At 72.0% G+C, this 17,436-nt stretch carries 15 protein-coding genes; 6 read left to right on the forward strand and 9 right to left on the reverse strand.

What is annotated here, in order from left to right; all coding sequences use genetic code 11:
* Positions 1-30: 30 nt before the first annotated feature.
* Both DLJ59_RS14735 and DLJ59_RS14740 read right to left on the reverse strand, forming a co-directional pair.
* Positions 31-648, reverse strand: coding sequence for a response regulator (locus DLJ59_RS14735; RefSeq protein WP_244236031.1), 618 nt, complete (start codon positions 646-648; stop codon positions 31-33).
* Between the two features lie 59 nt (positions 649-707).
* Positions 708-2,276 carry a sensor histidine kinase gene (locus DLJ59_RS14740; RefSeq protein ID WP_244236025.1) on the reverse strand — a complete coding sequence of 523 codons (1,569 nt, stop codon included), beginning with the start codon at positions 2,274-2,276 and terminating at the stop codon, positions 708-710.
* A 167-nt stretch (positions 2,277-2,443) separates the two neighbouring features.
* Here DLJ59_RS14740 and DLJ59_RS14745 point away from each other — a divergent pair, with 167 nt between their 5' ends.
* Both DLJ59_RS14745 and DLJ59_RS14750 read left to right on the forward strand, forming a co-directional pair.
* Positions 2,444-3,031 (forward strand): TetR/AcrR family transcriptional regulator, encoded by a 588-nt coding sequence (locus DLJ59_RS14745; protein ID WP_124773070.1) that lies wholly within the window; start codon positions 2,444-2,446, stop codon positions 3,029-3,031.
* 124 nt (positions 3,032-3,155) lie between these two features.
* Positions 3,156-3,998 (forward strand): alpha/beta fold hydrolase, encoded by an 843-nt coding sequence (locus DLJ59_RS14750; RefSeq protein ID WP_124773071.1) that lies wholly within the window; start codon positions 3,156-3,158, stop codon positions 3,996-3,998.
* A 107-nt stretch (positions 3,999-4,105) separates the two neighbouring features.
* Here DLJ59_RS14750 and bioD read toward each other — a convergent pair whose 3' ends face one another.
* Together bioD and DLJ59_RS14760 are read right to left on the reverse strand one after the other, a co-directional pair.
* Complete coding sequence (gene bioD, locus DLJ59_RS14755; RefSeq protein ID WP_124773072.1) at positions 4,106-4,831, reverse strand: dethiobiotin synthase; 726 nt, start codon at positions 4,829-4,831, stop codon at positions 4,106-4,108.
* A 115-nt stretch (positions 4,832-4,946) separates the two neighbouring features.
* On the reverse strand, positions 4,947-6,083 hold the full coding sequence (locus DLJ59_RS14760) for an 8-amino-7-oxononanoate synthase (RefSeq protein WP_124773073.1): 1,137 nt from the start codon (positions 6,081-6,083) through the stop codon (positions 4,947-4,949).
* A 201-nt stretch (positions 6,084-6,284) separates the two neighbouring features.
* Here DLJ59_RS14760 and bioB point away from each other — a divergent pair, with 201 nt between their 5' ends.
* The 3 genes from bioB to DLJ59_RS14775 are packed head-to-tail and all read left to right on the forward strand — an operon-like array spanning position 6,285 to position 7,988.
* On the forward strand, positions 6,285-7,280 hold the full coding sequence (bioB, locus tag DLJ59_RS14765) for a biotin synthase BioB (RefSeq protein ID WP_124773074.1): 996 nt from the start codon (positions 6,285-6,287) through the stop codon (positions 7,278-7,280).
* Positions 7,281-7,285: 5 nt separating this feature from the next.
* Positions 7,286-7,477 (forward strand): biotin synthase auxiliary protein BsaP, encoded by a 192-nt coding sequence (bsaP, locus tag DLJ59_RS14770; RefSeq protein WP_124773075.1) that lies wholly within the window; start codon positions 7,286-7,288, stop codon positions 7,475-7,477.
* Positions 7,478-7,481: 4 nt separating this feature from the next.
* The gene (locus DLJ59_RS14775; protein WP_124773076.1) at positions 7,482-7,988 is read left to right on the forward strand and encodes a GNAT family N-acetyltransferase; all 507 of its coding nucleotides are present in this window, start codon (positions 7,482-7,484) and stop codon (positions 7,986-7,988) included.
* Positions 7,989-7,997: 9 nt separating this feature from the next.
* On the opposite strand, the gene DLJ59_RS14780 is transcribed toward DLJ59_RS14775, so the two are convergent.
* Entirely contained in the window at positions 7,998-8,525 is a 528-nt protein-coding gene (locus DLJ59_RS14780) for a DUF488 domain-containing protein (protein WP_208648696.1), read from the reverse strand.
* A 185-nt stretch (positions 8,526-8,710) separates the two neighbouring features.
* Positions 8,711-11,614, reverse strand: a complete 2,904-nt coding sequence (locus DLJ59_RS14785; protein WP_124773078.1) for a glycoside hydrolase family 9 protein — start codon at positions 11,612-11,614, stop codon at positions 8,711-8,713.
* 434 nt (positions 11,615-12,048) lie between these two features.
* Between DLJ59_RS14785 and DLJ59_RS14790 the strand changes: the two genes are divergently transcribed.
* Positions 12,049-13,614 (forward strand): aldehyde dehydrogenase family protein, encoded by a 1,566-nt coding sequence (locus tag DLJ59_RS14790; RefSeq protein WP_124773079.1) that lies wholly within the window; start codon positions 12,049-12,051, stop codon positions 13,612-13,614.
* Between the two features lie 29 nt (positions 13,615-13,643).
* Here the strand turns inward: DLJ59_RS14790 and DLJ59_RS14795 are convergent, their stop codons facing one another.
* The 3 genes from DLJ59_RS14795 to DLJ59_RS14805 all read right to left on the reverse strand — a co-directional run bounded on the left by DLJ59_RS14795 (position 13,644) and on the right by DLJ59_RS14805 (position 17,382).
* The gene (locus DLJ59_RS14795; protein WP_124773080.1) at positions 13,644-14,708 is read right to left on the reverse strand and encodes a GNAT family N-acetyltransferase; all 1,065 of its coding nucleotides are present in this window, start codon (positions 14,706-14,708) and stop codon (positions 13,644-13,646) included.
* An 89-nt stretch (positions 14,709-14,797) separates the two neighbouring features.
* A complete protein-coding gene (locus DLJ59_RS14800; protein WP_124773081.1) occupies positions 14,798-15,499 on the reverse strand; it encodes an ACT domain-containing protein in 702 nt (233 codons plus the stop codon).
* 158 nt (positions 15,500-15,657) lie between these two features.
* Positions 15,658-17,382: an alpha-keto acid decarboxylase family protein gene (locus DLJ59_RS14805; RefSeq protein WP_244236026.1), complete on the reverse strand. Its 1,725-nt coding sequence runs from the start codon at positions 17,380-17,382 to the stop codon at positions 15,658-15,660.
* Between the last annotated feature and the right edge of the window lie 54 nt (positions 17,383-17,436).

Raw genomic sequence — 17,436 nt, forward strand, 5'->3', positions numbered from 1 at the left:
CGCGCTGAGCGGGGGCCGGCCGGTCCCCGCTCAGCCGTCGACCAACCCCGCCTCGTACGCGAGGATCGCCGCCTGCACCCGGTTGCGCACATCCAGCCGGGTGAAGATGCTGGTCAGGTAGCTCTTCACGGTGCCCTCCACGAGGTGCAGCCGGCGGGCGATCTCGGCGTTGGAGAGGCCTGCCCCGACCAGGGCCAGCACCTCCCGTTCCCGCTCGGTCAGCCCGGCGGCGCGGTCCCGTGCCGCGGGTCGGCGGGCCAACCGGCCGGCCCCCAGCTCGATCACCCGGCGGGCCACCCTGGGTGACAGGTACGCCCCGCCGTCGGCGACGGCGTGCACACCGGCGATCAGCTCACGCGGGTCGCCGGCCTTGAGCAGGAATCCGCTGGCACCATGCCCGAGCGCCCGGGCCACGTGGTCGTCCTCGCCGAACGTGGTCAGCATGATCGTCGCGGTGTCCGGCACGACCCGGCGGATCTCGGCGGCGGCGGCCAACCCGTCCAGTCGCGGCATCCGGATGTCCAGTAGCGCTACCCGGGGTCGGTGCGCCCGGACCAACTCCACTGCCGCGTGCCCGTCGCCGGCCTCGGCGACCACTTCGATGCCGGGATCGCTGGCGAGGATGGCCCGGACACCGGCCCGGATCATCGCCTCGTCGTCGGCCAGCACGACCCGGATCGGCGACGCCCCCGTCGTGTCGGTGTCCACTAGGCGATCCACTCCTTGCTGACCAGCCGGCCATCGGTGAAGCAGAGTCGCCAGGTCGGCTCCGCGAGAGGAAAGTTACCGTCGGTGTAGTACTCGCAGCCGGCCCGACCAACCGTCGTGGGGGCCTCCAACTGCCGCCGGGGCAGCCCGGTCAGCTCCGAGCGGGCGGTGCCGACGCGCATCTGATCGAAGGTGGCCTGGTCCAGCACCGTTCCGGCGGTCGCCACCGGGTAGTAGACGAGCGAGAGCACCAGGGCGAAGCCGACCGGTGCCACCAGCGCCACCAGCAGACTGCGCCGAACCCGCCGCCGGGCGTCGTGCAGCCGCCGCTCGGCATCGGTCGGCCGCTGCGCCGAACCGGACGGTTCCGGCCACGGCGCCAACTCGGCCTCCGCCGCCGACCCGATCGCCTCAGGCGGCGGCGCGGTTGCCGGCAACACCGCGCGTAGCGCGAAACCGCCGTCGGGGCGGTGGTCGGCGTCAAGCGTCCCGCCGGCGAGACGGACCCGCTCGGCGAGGGCGAGCAGCCCACTGCCCTGCGACGGCGGGGCGGGCAGCGGCCCGGCCGGTGGGGGGTCGTTCACCACTGTCACCTCGACCCGGTCACCGTCGCGGGTGAGGCGCACGTCGACCGGGGCGCCGGGCGCGTACCGGGCCGCGTTCGTCAACGCCTCGCGAACGATCCGGTGCGCCGCGTGACCGGTCATCGCCGGCAGCTCCGCGACCGCCGGGGCGGCGTCCAGCCGTACCGCCATGCCGGCCTCCCGGGCACCCATGACCAGGTCGGCGACGGTCTCCCCGCTCGGGCGCAGCGACGCGCCACCCTCCTCGCGGAGCACGCCGATGATCTCGTGCAGTCGCTCGGTGGCGGCGGAGACGCTGGCCCGCAGCTCCGCCGCCGCGGCCCGGTGCCGCTCGTCGAGGTCGGCGGCGACCTCCAGGGCACCAGCGCGCAACGCGATAAGGCTGAGGTCGTGACCGAGCGAGTCGTGCATCTCGCGGGCGATCCGAGCCCGCTCCCGGAGCCGGATCCGCTCGGCGGCACCGCGCTGCTCCCGGGTCAAGGCGTCGACGTGCCGGCGACCCGCCTCCGCGAGTTCCTGCTGCTGACGCCGATACCGGCCGACCAGCCAGGGGAACACTGCGGCGAAGAGCAACACCGAGGCAAGCAGGAACCAGGTGGCCGCGCCGGTGCCGAGCAGCAGCAGGTTGAGCGCCGTGCCGCCGGCCGCGATCAGGACGAAGACCGCGACCACCGGGCCCGCCGTGGGGCTGCGCCGTCCGGCGAGATAGCTGAAGACCGGAATGGCGAACACGAAGTTGCCATCGACCAGCGACCCGAGCACCACCAGCACCAGGGCGACCAACGGCTGCCGTCGGCTCGCCGCCACCGCCACACCCAGGAGCAGCAGCTTGCCGACCAGCAGCGGCAACGCGTACGGCGGGTAGGGCGGGCTGGCCCCGGCATAACCGACCGGAGCGGCTACCACCGCCCAGAGCAGCACGTCCAGCAGCAGGCGACGCCGCCGGTGCGACCACGCCGGCGGCGCGGAGTCGAGGATCCGCACGGCGGCCAGGCTACCCACGCGCGACCTGCCCGGACACCGACGAAAGTCAGGTGTTCGGCCGCTCTCTCCGGGGCCCGGACCCGCCAGTGGCCCACCGCCTTTGGATTAGAGAGCTAATCTAAACGACGCGGGTTCGCCCAATGGACAGCGCGGAAGGAGACGGCTCGATGGGTAGATCGTCACGGGCTGACGCGGCGAGGCATCGCGAAGAGGTGGTGGCCGCGACGTCACGGCTGTTGCGCGAACGCGGCGCCGCCGACGTGAGCGTGCAGGACCTCATGGCGGCGGCAGGGCTCACCCACGGCGGGTTCTACAAGCACTTCAGCTCGAAGGACGAGCTGATGGGCATCGCCACCGGGACGGCCCACCACGAGATCCAGAGCTTGCTGGACAAGCTTCTCGGCGAGATCCCGGACCGGGCGGAGGCTCGCGCCGAACTCCTCGCGCAGTACCTCGCCGCCACGCACCGCGACTCGCCGGGCGACGGGTGCTCCATCACGGCGCTGGCCTCCGACGCCGCCCGGGGCCCGGTCGAAGGCCCGCTGAGGAAGGCGTACGTGGCCGGGCTGGAGTCCATTCTCGGCCAGGTTGCCGAGTATCAGGACGCGGAGGGCGGGGAGGCCCGTCGCCGCGCGATTGTCGATCTGACGTCGATGGTCGGGGCGCTCACCCTGGCGCGGGCGACGAGTGGAACACCGCTGTCGGACGAGATCCTCGACGTCGTCAGGGAGGCCCTCACCGCACCAGAGCGGTAGCCCACCCCGTTCCGCGAAGACCCCTCGCAGCTGAGATTTAGATTACGCGGCCAATCTTTCTGCCAGTGTTAGATTATGGTCGTCATCTAAACAACCTACGACAGCTCCGAACGGGAGAAAGACCATGTCACTGCTCACCGCGCCCAATCAGACAGTGCAGGCCAACGGCGGGACGACCTACACGTACCGGAGATTCGGCAAGACAGGCGGCACGCCTGTGGTGTTCCTGCAGTGCTTCCGGGGCAACATCGACATCTGGGACCCGGCACTGGTGGACGACATCGCCGCCGAGCGCGAGGTCATCCTCTTCGACGCCAGCGGGGTCGGCGGATCGACCGGACAGGTGCCCAACACCGTACGGGAGTTCGCCCGCGACGCGATCGCGTTCATCGACGCGCTCGCGCTGACCAACGTCGACCTGTTCGGCTTCTCGATGGGCGGCTTCGTCGCGCAGAGCATCGTCCTGCAGCGTCCCTACCTGGTGCGTCGGCTCATCCTCGCCGGCACCGGGCCGGAGGGCGGACGAGACTTCCACGCCTGGTCCGAAGAGACCCGCGGACACGCCTACCGAGAGGCACAGGACGCCGAGGACCTGCTCTACCTCTTCTTCGCCCCGAGCGAGGAGAGCCGGGCCAAGGGCATGGAGTACGTCGGCCGAATCTTCAGCCGCCAGGAGGACCGCGACGCGCCCACGACGCTCGCCGTACGGGACGCGCAGGCCGAGGCCATCGCCGACTGGGGCATCCCCAGCACCACCAAGTTCGACAGGTTGGCCGCGATCCAGCAGCCCACGCTGGTGGCAAACGGCAACCGCGACATCCTGGTGCCCACCTCGAACTCGTACCTGCTCGCCGGGCACCTGCCGAACGCCGAGCTGATCATCTACCCGGACGCGAACCACGGGTTCCTCTTCCAGTACCCGCACCAGTTCGCTGGCGAGGTCAACCGGTTCCTGTCCGCCGCCTGACCGGGCCCGCCGCGCTCCGACGTTCGACATCCCCGGTTGCCGGCCGATGACGGCCCGCAACCGGGGAGGAGCCCGACCCGCGTGGACACTCGACAAAGGTCAGGTGTTCAGCTGCTCTCCTCGGCCCACACCCGCCAGTCGTCGAGCACGCCGTGCAGGGACGGGGTGAGCCAACCCGGCGCGGAACGCCGGAACACACCGGGGTCCATCGCGCCCGCGCCGCCGGGCAGCGCGCCGAGCAGGTTCGGCACCAGGTCGGTGAGATTCGTCCAGTGCACCAGCTCCGGCCGGGCCGGCCAGGCACCGATCACCACGCCGGCCGGCACCGCCCTACGGTCCAGCGCCTCCATGGTCAACGCGATGTGGTTGAGCGTGCCCAACCCGGCGCGGGCCACCACCACCGCGGGCGCGCCCAGCGACACCGCCAGGTCGGCCATCGTCCACGGCTCACCCGACGGCCGCAGCCCCATCGGAACCAGCAACCCACCCGCGCCCTCGATCAACACGAGGTCGTGCTTGTCGGCCTCCGCACGGACAGCGTCCACCGCCGTGTACAACTCCAGCGGCGGCAGGTCGGCCACCCGCGCGGCGGCCAACGGGGCCAGCGGATCCGGGTAGCTGGCCAAGGTCCGACCGGTCAGCGGCGCAGCCAGCCGGTTGACCACGTCCACGTCACCAGGTTCACCACCGGCCGTACCGGTCTGGCCCGGTTTCACCACCGCCACCCGCAGGCCGGAGGCCTGCGCGGCGGCCGCGATCGCCGCGGTCACCACCGTCTTGCCGATCTCGGTGTCCGTCCCGGTAACCAACACCGGCCCCACCCACCCGGTCATGGGGCCACCCCTGTTCGCGACTGCGGGGCTCGCAAACCCGGCTCACTCCTCGCGCTCACGGCGACACCATCTGTTCGCGACTGCGGGGCTCGCAAACCCGGCTCACTCCTCGCGCTCACGGGGCAGAGTCCACGATGACGTCCAACGCCCGCTCGAACGCTGCCCGGGGCACCCCCGCGCTGACCGTGAGCCGCAGGCGGGAGCGGCTGTCCGGGGTGGATGGCGGCCGGAAACAACCCACCGCGACGCCCCGGTCCCGGCAGTCCGCGGCCCAGGCGGTCGCCGCCTCCGGCCCGGGGGCGGTCACCGAGATCACCGCCGCGTCGGGGGCGGAAACGGTCAACCCGGCCGCCCGCAGTCGACCGACCGCCAGCGCCACCCGGTCGGACAGTTCGGCGCGCAGGTCGTCGCCGACCTGGGCGAGCCGCAACGCGGCGTGCACACCGGCGGCGACCGCCGGTGGCAGTGCCGTGTCGAAGATGAACGTGCGCCCGGTCTCCACCAGGTGCCGGACGAACTCGGCCGGTCCGGCCACCACGCCACCCGCGCCACCGAGCGCCTTGGACAGGGTCGCGGTGACCACCACGTCCGGCTCGCCGGCCAGCCCGGTGGCCGCCACCGCGCCCGCGCCGGCCGGGCCGGTCAGGCCGAGCGCGTGCGCGTCGTCGACCAGCAACAGCGCGCCGTGGCGGCGGGCCACGGCGTGCAGCCGAGCCAGTGGGGCAAGGTCACCGTCGACCGAGAAGACCGACTCGGTCACCACCACCGCCGGGCGACCGGGAGCGGCCGCGAGAGCGGCGGCGACCGCGTCGACGTCGGCGTGCGGGGTGACCACCGTCTCCGCGCCGGAGAGGCGGCAGCCGTCGATCAGCGACGCGTGGTTGTGCGCGTCGGAGACGAGCAGCGTCCGAGGTTGGACGAGCGCCCGCAGCGCGCCGAGATTGGCCAGGTAGCCGGAGGAGAAGACCAGGGCGCCGTCGGTGCCCAGCCATCGGGCCAGGTCCTCCTCCAGTGCCCGGTGCGCGTCGGTGGAGCCCCGCACCAGGCGCGACCCGGTCGCCCCCAGCCCGTACGCCGAGAGGGCCGCCACAGCCGCGGCGGCGACCTCCGGGTGGGTGGCCAGGCCGAGGTAGTCGTTGCCGGCCAGATCGGTCATCCCGTCCTCGGCCGGACGCGGATGCAGTCGCCGGGTGAGCCCGGCCTTCGCCCGCAGCTCGGCGCGGCGGTCGAGCGCCGCCAGCCAGTCCGCCACCGTCACCCTCCCCGCTTGCGTGCCGGTCAGCCCGACACCCGCCGGGCGAAATTACCACCCGCCACCACCGGCCCGACGAATCCACTCGGTGCGGGGGCCGACGGGCCGCCAGGCCGTCGCGGCTGATGGGGCGGCCCGAGGCTGGTTTCGACGCGCCTGGCCGGCCTGGGACTTCAACGCAGGCCTAGTAGGGTACGAGCCATGCCAGAGATCCTCGACCAGGCCCGGACCCAGGTCCTGGGTGACGGTGTCGGCCTCGATCAGGCCGGCGTCCTCGCCGTGTTGAACCTGCCCGACGAGCACCTGCCCGCCGCCCTCCAGCTCGCTCACGACGTGCGGATGCGCTGGTGCGGCCCGGAGGTCGAGGTCGAGGGCATCGTCTCGCTCAAGACCGGCGGCTGCCCGGAAGACTGCCACTTCTGCTCGCAGTCGGGCCTGTTCACCTCGCCGGTGCGCTCGGTCTGGCTGGACATCCCGTCGCTGGTCGAGGCCGCGAAGCAGACCGCCGCGACCGGTGCGACCGAGTTCTGCATCGTCGCCGCGGTACGCGGTCCGGACGCCCGGCTGATGAAGCAGATGCGCGAGGGTGTGGCCGCCATCAAGGCGGCGGTCGACATCCAGGTCGCCGCGTCGCTGGGCATGCTCACCAAGGAGCAGGTCGACGACCTGGTCGACATGGGTGTGCACCGTTACAACCACAATCTGGAGACCTGCCGGTCGTACTTCCCCAACGTGGTCACCACGCACTCGTGGGAGGAGCGCTGGGAGACGCTGCGGATGGTTCGCGACTCCGGCATGGAGGTGTGCTGCGGTGGCATCCTCGGCCTCGGCGAGACCGTCGAGCAGCGGGCCGAGTTCGCCGCGCAGCTCGCCGAGTTGAACCCGCACGAGGTGCCGCTCAACTTCCTCAACCCGCGCCCCGGCACCCCACTGGGTGACCGTCCGGTGGTGGAGGGCAAGGACGCGCTGCGGGCCATCGCCGCGTTCCGGCTGGCCATGCCGCGCACCATCCTGCGGTACGCCGGCGGTCGCGAGATCACCCTCGGCGACCTCGGCACCCGCGATGGTCTGCTCGGCGGCATCAACGCGGTGATCGTCGGCAACTACCTGACCACGCTGGGTCGACCGGCCAACGCCGACCTGGAGCTGCTGAACGAGTTGAAGATGCCGGTCAAGGCTCTCTCCGCCACGCTGTGACGACCATGACGACGACCCCGCTGTGGTGTGACCGGTGTGGTGAGGCGGCGACGGCCGCCGCCCACCCGGCCTGCGCCTCGGCCCGCCAGTTGGAGCCGCCCCGGTTCTGCCCCGACTGCCGACGCCGGATGAAGGTGCAGGTGTTGCCGGTGGGCTGGTCGGCGGTCTGCGTCGAGCACGGCGAGATCCGGGGCTGAGCCGGTGCTGCGAGGGCGGGCGGTGACCCTACGACCGGCGACGGTCGCTGACGTGCCGGCCCTCGCGGCGATCCGGGCCAACCCGGAGGTACGCCGGTGGTGGCGGGGCGGCGACGACCTGACCGAATCCGTCCGCGCCGACCTCGCCGACGACGACCTGCACGTGTACGCGATCGAACACGACGGCCGGGTGATCGGTGCGATCCAGTGGTACGCCGAGTCGGACCCGGACTACCGGCACGCCAGCCTGGACGTCTTCCTCGATCCAGCGGATCGCGGCGCCGGCCTCGGCGGTGACGCCATCCGCACCCTGGCCCGGCACCTGATCGACGAGTACGGTCACCACCGCTTCACCATCGACCCGGCGGCGGCGAACAGCGCCGCGATCCGGGCGTACGCGAAGGTTGGTTTTCGGCCGGTGGGGGTGCTGCGCCGATACGAGCGCGGCGCGGACGGCCGCTGGCACGACGGCCTGTTGATGGACCTGCTCGCCGACGACCTCGTGGAGTGAGCGGAAGCCTCAACCGTCCCAGCACAGGTGCCCGTCGGGAAGTTTCCGGGCGCCCTCGGCGGGTGAGTGGGGGCTGAGCCGCCCGTCAGGCAGAAGATGCGCCACCGTCGTCCCGCGACCGAGCGCCGCGACGTCGGCGATCAGCCGGCGGTGACAACGCCACCAGACGCTCTCGCTGCACATCACCGCGGTGATCCGTTGGGCCGCGTCAGCCAGCACCTCGGTCAGCGCCGCGTCGAACTCGGGCGTGCGGGTGTACGCGGCGTACGCCCGGAACGCGGGGACCCTCCACCAGCTGTCCGGTTCGGGCTCGCCGGCCGGGATGTGTCGGCGTCCGCCCAGGCGCGGCTCCCAGCGGTAGTCGATCCCGTACTCGGGCAGCCACCGCTCAAGCTCCTCCCGCCAGACGTCGGGGTTGGCGCGGCTGGCGGGATAGCGCCGCACGTCCACCACCAGTGCCACCCCGGCCCCGGCCAGCAACTCCCCCAGCCGCACCCGGTCGGCTGCGCCGTGCCCGACGGTCAGCAACTGAGCCACCAGGCCACCTTGCCCCGAATCACGGCAAGTTATCCCCGGTCGTGGGACGAGATCTTGCCGGGACGCCGGGACGCCAGGGTGGCGCGGCGGGCCGAACCGGGGTCGTGGCGACGGGAGCGGATCTTGGACAGTCGCCGTTCCGCGGCGAGCGAGAACGGCAACTGTCCAAGATCTCGTGATCCGGGTCAGGCGATGGTGCAGGTGGTGTTGTTGACGGTGAAGGCCGTCGGCTTCGGGTTGCTGCCGTTGTGGTTGCCGTTGAAGCCGAAGCTCACCGACGCCCCCGGCGCGAGCGTGCCGTTGTAGGACAGGTTGGTGGCGGTGACCGCCGCGCCGGTCTGGCTGACCGTCGCCGACCAGCCCTGGCTGACGGTCTGCCCGCCGGGGAAGCTGAACCGCAGGGTCCAGCCGTTGATCGCGGTGGTGCCGGTGTTGGTGATCGACACATTGGCGGTGAAGCCGGTGCTCCAGTCGGTGGTGGCGTACCCCACCGTGCAGGTGCCGCCGACCGGCGGGGGCGCGGTGGTCACCGCGACCGGCGTGGACGCCGCGGAGGTGTTGCCCGCCGCGTCCACGGCCACCACGTAGAACTGGTACACGGTCGAGGCGGTCAACCCGGTCACCGCGACGGTGGTGCCGTTGGGTGAGCCGACGAGCGCGTCGGTGGCGCCTGCCTCGCGGTAGACGCGGTACCCGGTGACGCCCACGTTGTCGGTGGACGCCGCCCAGCTCAGGGTGAGTCCGGTGGCGGTGACCGCCGAGGCGACGGGGGTGCCGGGCGCGGTCGGTGCGGTGGTGTCCGGTGCCGGTCCGGCCGGCGTGGTGACACTGACGGCAGCCGACGACGCCGACCGGTTGCCGGCGCCGTCGAGGGCCCGCACGGTGAACTGGTACGTCCGCTCCGGCAGCAGCCCGGTCACCGCGAGCGTGTTGGTGGTGGCGGTCCGCAGCACCAGCGCGTCGCTGCCCGTCTGGGACTGGGTGATCTCGTAGCCGGCCAGGCCGCTGCCGCCCGTGTCGGTGGACGCCGCCCAGGTCAACGTGATCCCGTTCGATGTGACGGCGGACGCGGCAGGTGTGCCGGGGACGGTCGGCGCGGTGGTGTCCGGTACGGCCGGGCCCGGCTCCTCGCCCCAGACCCGGGTGGTGCCGGAGTAGAGCGGCACCTTCCGGTTGGGCCCGGCGGTGGCCTGGTACGACGGGTCGTTGGTCGGGTCCCAGGTGCCGCCCTCCGGCACGCCGACCTTGAACTGGACCTCCATCCGGTGCTGCGACTGACCCGCCGGGGCGATGGTGTAACCGGTGCAGTCCACCTCGACGTACCAGATGTCCCCGCTGAACTGCTTGGCCGTGGTCGGCGACGGGCAGCCCTGGGTGTAGCCGGCGGTGACCTGCACTGCGCCGGTGCCGTCGGGCCGGAAGTAGTACCGGAACTTCCCGTCGGTCAGGGCACGGGCCGGGAACGCGGACTTGTTGTAGACCATCACCTTGAGCCCGGTGGCCCGGGGTTCGGCCTGCGTCACAGTGGTCTCCACTGTCAGCTCGTCGATGTCCGGTGTCTCAGCGACCGGGAAGTTCGCCAGTGGCGTGCCGCCGTACTCGGAGGTCAGCCGGACCAGCGCGGACGTGAAGCCGGCGTTGTAGTCGGTGGCCACCTCGTTCATCACGTAGTCCGACCGGCTGTCGCTGTACGCGTCGTTGGGCGAGGACGGGCCGCCGACCAGCGCACCGAAGAGGGTGTGCCGGGTCTCGACGGGCACGGTCTGGCTGTCCCACCAGGAACCGTGCGCGGTGCGGTGGTGCGGGTTGCGCGGCGAGTTGGCGCCGAACCCGATGACGTAGCTGGAGTTGCGGGGGTTGTCGCCGAGCGCGTAGTTGATCTGCCGGACGGCGAAGTCGTGGTAGCGCGCCTTGCGGGTGGTGTCGGTGGTCTTGTCGCTGTAGACCAGCGCGGCGAAGGAGGTGTTCGCGGCATAGCGCAGCGCGCCCCAGGAGTCGAGCACCGCCATCCCGCCGGGTGAGTACGGCACCCGCTGCCCGTTCACCCCGACGGTCCAGTAGTCCAGCCAGCGGTTGGCGTCGTCGACGTACTTCTGCTTGCCGGTCAGGTTGGCCAGCAGCACGTACGCGCCGAACTGCTTGTTGTCCCAGGCGATGGTCCACTTGTAGGAGCGGGTGGTGGACTGGTTCTCGGTGCCGAGCTTGTCGTACTCACTCTCGGCCTTGGCCAGGTAGGTGGCGTCGCCGGTGGCCCGGTACAGCCAGATGGCGCCCCAGACCAGCTCGTCCTGCCAGCCGCTCCACGAGCGGTAGAAGCTCGTGGCGTCGGTGATGCACTCGTGGTAGGACTTCCGCACCGTGTCGGCGAAGGTGTAGAGCTGCCGGGCGTGGGTGAGCAGCCGGTCGGCGTAGGTCGCGTCGGTGGGCCGGAACACCATCGACGAGGCGGCCATCGCGGCGGCCGTCTCCCCCGCCAGGTCCGCGCCGCCACAGCTCGCATCGATCTTGTACGCGGGCCGCGCCATCGGCATCACCTCGGCCGGGCCCCACCACTTGTGGTCGTCGTCGCCCTTGCCGACCTGTCCGTAGAGGACGTTGGCGGACGGGTGCGCCTTGATGAAGTAGTCGTTGACGAAGCGCAGGTTGTTGAGCAGGTGCGGCAGTTGCCCGGACGCGGTGTATCCGCTGCGGTATTCGACAGCGCCCCAGGCGAGCATGGTGGCGCTGAACGCCATCGGGAAGCCGAACTTCACGTGGTCGCCGGCGTCGTACCAGCCGCCGGTGAGGTCCACACCAGCGCTGGCGCCGTCGGTGAGCGCGCTGTCGCCGCGCCAGGAGACGCGGTTCCAGTCGGGCAGTCGACCGGACTGCTGTGCCTCGTAGAAGAGCAGCGACTTCTGCAACGCCTCGGCGTAGTTGTAGGTCGCCGCCGGCGCGGCGGAGGCGGGCCCGGACGGCGGTGCGGTCACCGCGAGGGACGCGCCGGTGAGCAGCGCGACGCCGATGGTCAGCAGCCGCCGGGGCCAGGGCTGGTCGGCGGCCGGTGACCGGCCGGGCTGGCCGCTGAACGGCCGGGTCAGGTGGCGCATGGCGGGCTCCTGTCGGAGGCGTCGCCGGCGGTCGCACCGACGCGGGACGGCGTACGGGCGGCACGGCCACCGGCGACAGCGGGGGTGGCGGTGTGACCATGGGCCGTGGAAGCGCTCCCATGGATATTCGACAATGTAATGGTCGGGTTGGCGGTTGGGAAGCCTGCCGGCCGGGGCCGAGTCGCGCGGGGCCGACTCCGTACTCGCGAGTAACCACTGCGGACCATCTCACACCATCGATATGCATCAATCGATGTCAGAGGTTTCCGCAGCTCACAGCATGCGTTCCTGGAAAGATCCTCGCGCCGTTCGGACGCGTCCACGGCCAGCCAGACAAACGTACTGTTGCTGACCCGCTACCGGGCGCGAGACAGTACCGCTCATCAGCGGTGCCGTCGACGCCGCCGCTCCCCGGTCAACCCTGAGGAGAAGCGATGGCACTACGACTCGCCGACGGCACCGCCTGGACCGACATCCTGGCCCGCGCGGTCGCCGCCACCCCGGAGGCGTTCGGCCCCGAGGACGACGGGATCACCACCCTGCACAACCTGGTCGAGGGCGAATGGCGGGCGGTCGGCCAGCCCGCCCCGGTCCGCACCCCGGTGGACAACACCGTCCTCATCAACCTGCCCCGCCTCGACGCCGACACCGCCCGCGCCGCGGTCGCACACGCCGCCACCGCACACCGGGCCTGGGCGCAGACCCCGCTGGCCGACCGCAAAGCACGGGTCGCCGACGCCCTCGACTCACTCACCGCCCACCGCGACCTGCTCGCCCTGCTACTCGTCTGGGAGATCGGCAAGCCGTGGCGGCTGGCCTGCGCCGACGTGGACCGGGCACTCGACGGCGTCCGCTGGTACGCGGGCGAGATCGACCGGATGCTCGCCGACGGCCGCGATCCGCTGCCCGGCCCGGTCAGCAACATCGCCTCGTGGAACTACCCGATGAGCGTCCTGGTGCACGCCGAGCTGGTGCAGCTCCTGGCCGGCAACGCGGTCATCGCCAAGACCCCGTCCCAGGGTGGCGCGGTGTGCCTGACCGTCGCGCACGCGCTGATGCGCCGGGCCGGGCTACCCGCCACCCTCGTCTCCGGCAGCGGCGCCGAGCTGTCCGAGGTGCTGGTGCGGGCACCCGAGATCGGCGCGGTGGCGTTCGTCGGCGGCCGGTCCAACGGTGGCAAGGTGGCCGCCGCGCTCCTCGACAGCGACAAGCGGCACTTCATCGAACAGGAGGGCCTCAACGCCTGGGGCATCTGGAACTTCTCCCAGTGGGACCTGCTCGCCACGCACCTGAGGAAGGGCTTCGAGTACGGCAAGCAGCGCTGCACCGCGTACCCCCGGTTCGTGGTGCAACGTGACCTGGTCGACGAGTTCCTCGACATGTACCTGCCGGTCGTCCGCTCGGTCCGCTTCGGTCACCCGCTCGCCGTCGGCGACGACTGGGCCGCCGGTGACCCGCTGCCCGAACTGGACTTCGGGCCGCTGATCAGCGCCGCCAAGGCCGACGAGCTACGCCGCACCGTCGACGAGGCGGTCCGCGGCGGCGCGATCCCCCTGCACCGGGGCAAGCTCACCGCCGCGCCGTTCCTACCCGGGCAGGACACGTCCGCGTACGTGGCGCCGTCGGTGCTGCTCGCCCCACCCGGACGGTCCCGGCTGATGCACGCCGAGCCGTTCGGGCCGGTCGACACGATCGTCGTGGTGGACACCACCGACGAACTGCTAGCCGCGATGAACGCCTCCAACGGGGCGCTGGTGGCCTCGCTGGCCTGCGACGACACCGAGGAGGCCGGCAAACTCGCGGTGGACCTGCAGGCGTTCAAGGTGGGCATCAACAAGCCGCGCTCACGCGGTGACCGGGACGAACCGTTCGGCGGCCGGGGCGCCTCCTGGAAGGGCGCGTTCGTCGGCGGCGACCTGCTGGTGCAGGCCGTCACCGTCGGCGGCGACAGCCGGCTCTACGGCAACTTCCCCGACTACAGCAGCTACCCCGCCACCTGAGCGTCGGCGGCAGGAGGGGCACCGGCGTCTCACACCGAGGTGCCCCTCCGGTCCGCCAGGGCGGCGACGGCGAGCGGGACCGTCACGGTGAGCAACCCGCCGTCGCGTTCCACATCGCCGGGCCGGTCCAGCCGGCGCAGCGTACGCAGCATCGGATCGTTCGTGGCCTCGACGTGCAGCACCAGCGCCGCGTACCCGGACCGGTCGGCGTGCTGAGCCAACCGGCGCAGCAACGCCGAGCCGAGCCCGCGCCGCTGCCAGTCGTCGCGCACCAGCAGCGCCACCTCGGCCTCGTCGCCCTCGCCGAGCAGGTTCGCCATGGCGACCACCGACTCGGCCGCGCCCTCGGAACCGGTGGTGGTGGCGATCAGTGTCAGCCCTCGGCTCGGCTCCAACAGCCGACGCAGGCGGGCCGGCTGCGGCAGCGCCGCCCCGCCCAGGTAACGCCGCTGCCGGCTGCGCGGTGAGCACGCCTCGTGCAGCTCCACGACACCGGACAGATCGTGGGCGCTGGCCGGCCGGACGGCCACCTCCGCGCCGTGCGGCAGCACCAGGGTGACCTGTTCGGCGGCCCGGCGCGCCACGGTGGCGGCCAGCTCGACCAGGGCCTGCGCCCGCGCGTACTCCGCCGGGGTGAAGTCCGGCGCGACCCGACGCAGCGCGAACGAACCGCCCGCCGGGTCGGCCAGCAACATGCCGGCCCCGGTGATCCCCCGTTCGGCGCCGACCGACGCTGGCCGCCAGCTGACGACGTCGGCACTGAGCAGGGCCCGCAACGCCTCGCCCGTCGCGTCCGGGTCACGCACCAGCCGGTTGGCCAGCCCGAGCACCCGGGTGGGCTGGTCGGCCAGACCACGCGCCTCGCTGCGCGCCACCCAGCAGTCCCGGCCCCGACCCCGCTCAACGGCGGCGATCAGCTCGGCCTCGTCGAGCGCGTCCGGCGCGTCGACCAGGAAGTCGTCCACCGCGCCCTGCTCGGTGGGTTGCACCTGCACGGTGAGGATGTTGACCCCGCGCAGCGCGAGACTCGCCGTGAGCACCGACAGGTAACCCGGTCGGTCGTCCACCGTCGCCCGGATCCGCCACAACGTCATGGTTGGCTCCCTTCCCCGACAAGAGCCTCACCCCCGCCTGTTGCCGCCCGGTTGCCCGGCGGTGTCGGCCCGGGAACTCCTCGGGACGGTCAGGGGCCGGCGACCACCGGCGGCGCGCCGACGAGATCGAGGCGGTCACCGAGGATCACCGCGCAGGCACGGACGAGCTGGGTCAGCCGATCCACCTCGGTGCTGTGGAACGCCGCGGCGGAGAGGGTCTCGCTGCGCTCGCGGGCCGTCACCAGCACCAGGCCCGCCCGGCCGAACGGCGCGATCGCGTGGTGGGTGCCCTCAGGTGTGGTCATCGACCGACCGCGCAGCGGAGTCACCTCCGGCAACCGCAGGGGTACGGGAGTACGCCAGCTCGCGTGCCCCACCGTCGCCCCGCCACCGCCGGTGCGCGAGGCCCAGTCGACCGGCACCACCGCGGCCACGGCCCAGTCGGCGGCCAGCAGCCCGGGCACCGCGTCGACCAGGGTGGCCAACCCGTCGGCCGGGTTGGCCGCGACCTGAGCCAGCAGCTCTGCGTCCTGGCCGGTGGTGGTGGGCGCGCCGATCGCCCGCCACACACCGTCCACCCGCACCCCCGGTATCGCCGCGAGGCCGGCCAGCAGCCGCTCCACCCGGGCCGCGCCCGGCCAGACGACCGTGAAGTCGTCCACCGCGCGCCCGCCGAGCCGTTCGAGGACCACCACCTGGACGATGTCCGCCCCGGAGACGCCCAACGTGCGGGCGACCTGACCGAGGGTGCCCGGACGGTCCGGCAGGGTGACCCGAACTCGCAGCAACATGTCTGTCCCTCCGCTCGGCGGGCCGGCGAAAGGACGGCCGGCAGGCTGAACCCAGCCTGGTCGTTGACCATTTCGTCCCTGTTGCAGGGGCATGTCCCGAGCGGAAATTCGCTCACCGGCAACCGGCTGGTTTCGGAAGGTGGGGCGGACGCCGACGCTCAGGGCAGCCCGCCCAGGGGCAGGATCGGTGTCGTGGCGAGCTGTGCGTGGTAATCGGCGGCGGACGTCTCGCGACCCCACTGGGGCATTCCGGCGGGCAGGTCCAGCCGGTCGGTTTCCACCTCGATGAGTGTCAACTGGGCCGGGGGTCCGTCGATGCCGGCCAGGATGGCGGCCAGCTCGCCCTCGGTACGGGCGAGGTGGGCGGTGAAGGCCCTGTCCCGTGCGAACACCGCTGGCAGTTCCGTGTACCGCCAGTTGTCGACGTCGTTGTAAGGCTGATGCCGTCCATCGATTGCCCGCTCGACGGTGTAGCCACCGTTGTTGACGACGATGATGATCGGGCGTTGGTTCGTGGCGAGCATCCGGCTGATCTCCTGCACCGTCAGTTGAAGAGATCCGTCGCCGGTGACCAGCACCGTCCGTCGATCCGGTGCCGCCACCGCCGCGCCGAAGGCGGCCGGGGTGGCGTAGCCGATCGAGCCCCAGATGGGCGGCTCCACGACGGTGACCCCGGCGGGCAGCCGCATCGTCGCCGCGCCGAAGGACGGGGTGCCGGTTTCCGGGACGAAGATGTCTCCCTCGCGCAGCATGCTCTGGATCGCCGGCCAGAGCCGTGCCTGCTGGATCGGTTGGTTGCTCGACGGATCGAGTACGGGCGGGTCACCCGCCAGCAGCGGCGCGCGCGACCAGTCAGCCGTACGGTTCGGGGCGATCTCGTGTAGGCACCGCAGCGCCGCCGGTAACGCGACCGGGGCGAAGCGGGTGCCGGCGACGACGGCGGCGTCCCGGTGCAGGCTGATGACCCGGTCCACCTTCAGGTCGGCGGTGAACAGGCCGTCCCAGTCGAAGAACGTGGTGCCCACGCAGACCAGTGCGTCCGCGCCCTCTACGACCTCACCGACCTCGTCGGGGCTGTCGCCGCCGTTGTAGATGCCCACGTAGTGGGGGTCGGACTCATCGACCAGTCCCCGTCCCAGCGACTGCGCGGCGACCGGCCAGTTCCGTTCGGCGGCCATGGCGGTGACGGCAGCGCCGAGGTTGAAGCGGATCGGCAGGTTTCCCACCAGCATGGCCGGCCGCTCGGCACCGGCGAGCAGTCGCCGGGCGGCGGCGGCGAAGGCGTCGAGCTGCCCGGGCGCCACGACCGGCTCGGGGCGGCTGAACCGTTGCCCCGGCACGGCAACCTCCGCATGGGCCACGTCGCCGGGTATCCGGATGTAGACCGGACGCTGCTGCGACCAGCACTCGGTGAGCACCCGGTCGACCTCCCCCAGAGCGTTCTGGGAGGTCAGCGAGGTCTGGGCGACTGTCACCTCGCGTGCCACCCGTACCCAGTGGTCGAAGTCGCCGTCGGCGAGCGAGTGGTGCATGGAGGTGTGCTGCCGCATGATCTCCTCGGTCGGACCGCCGACGATCGAGACGATGGGTACCGACTCCGCCATGGCCCCGGCCAGCGCGTTGACCGCCGACAGCTCACCGGGACCGAACGTCGTGAGGATCGCGGCCACGCCGGTGAGGCGGGCGTATCCGTCGGCGCTGAAGCCGGCGTTGAGCTCGTTGCAACTACCGACCCACTCGATCCCGTCGAACGCCTCGATCTGGTCGAGGAAGTCCATGTTGTAGTCCCCCGGCAACCCGAAGACATGGCGCACCCCGAGGTCGTGAAGCCGGCTGAGCAACAGCTCGCCGACCGTCGTCGTGCCCCTGCTCGCCTTCGCCACGATTGACCCCCGCCGCTCCGGAGACCGCCTCCGCGATCCGCCACCCAGACGATA

Source organism: Micromonospora inaquosa (assembly GCF_003857055.1).
GTDB lineage: Bacteria > Actinomycetota > Actinomycetes > Mycobacteriales > Micromonosporaceae > Micromonospora > Micromonospora inaquosa.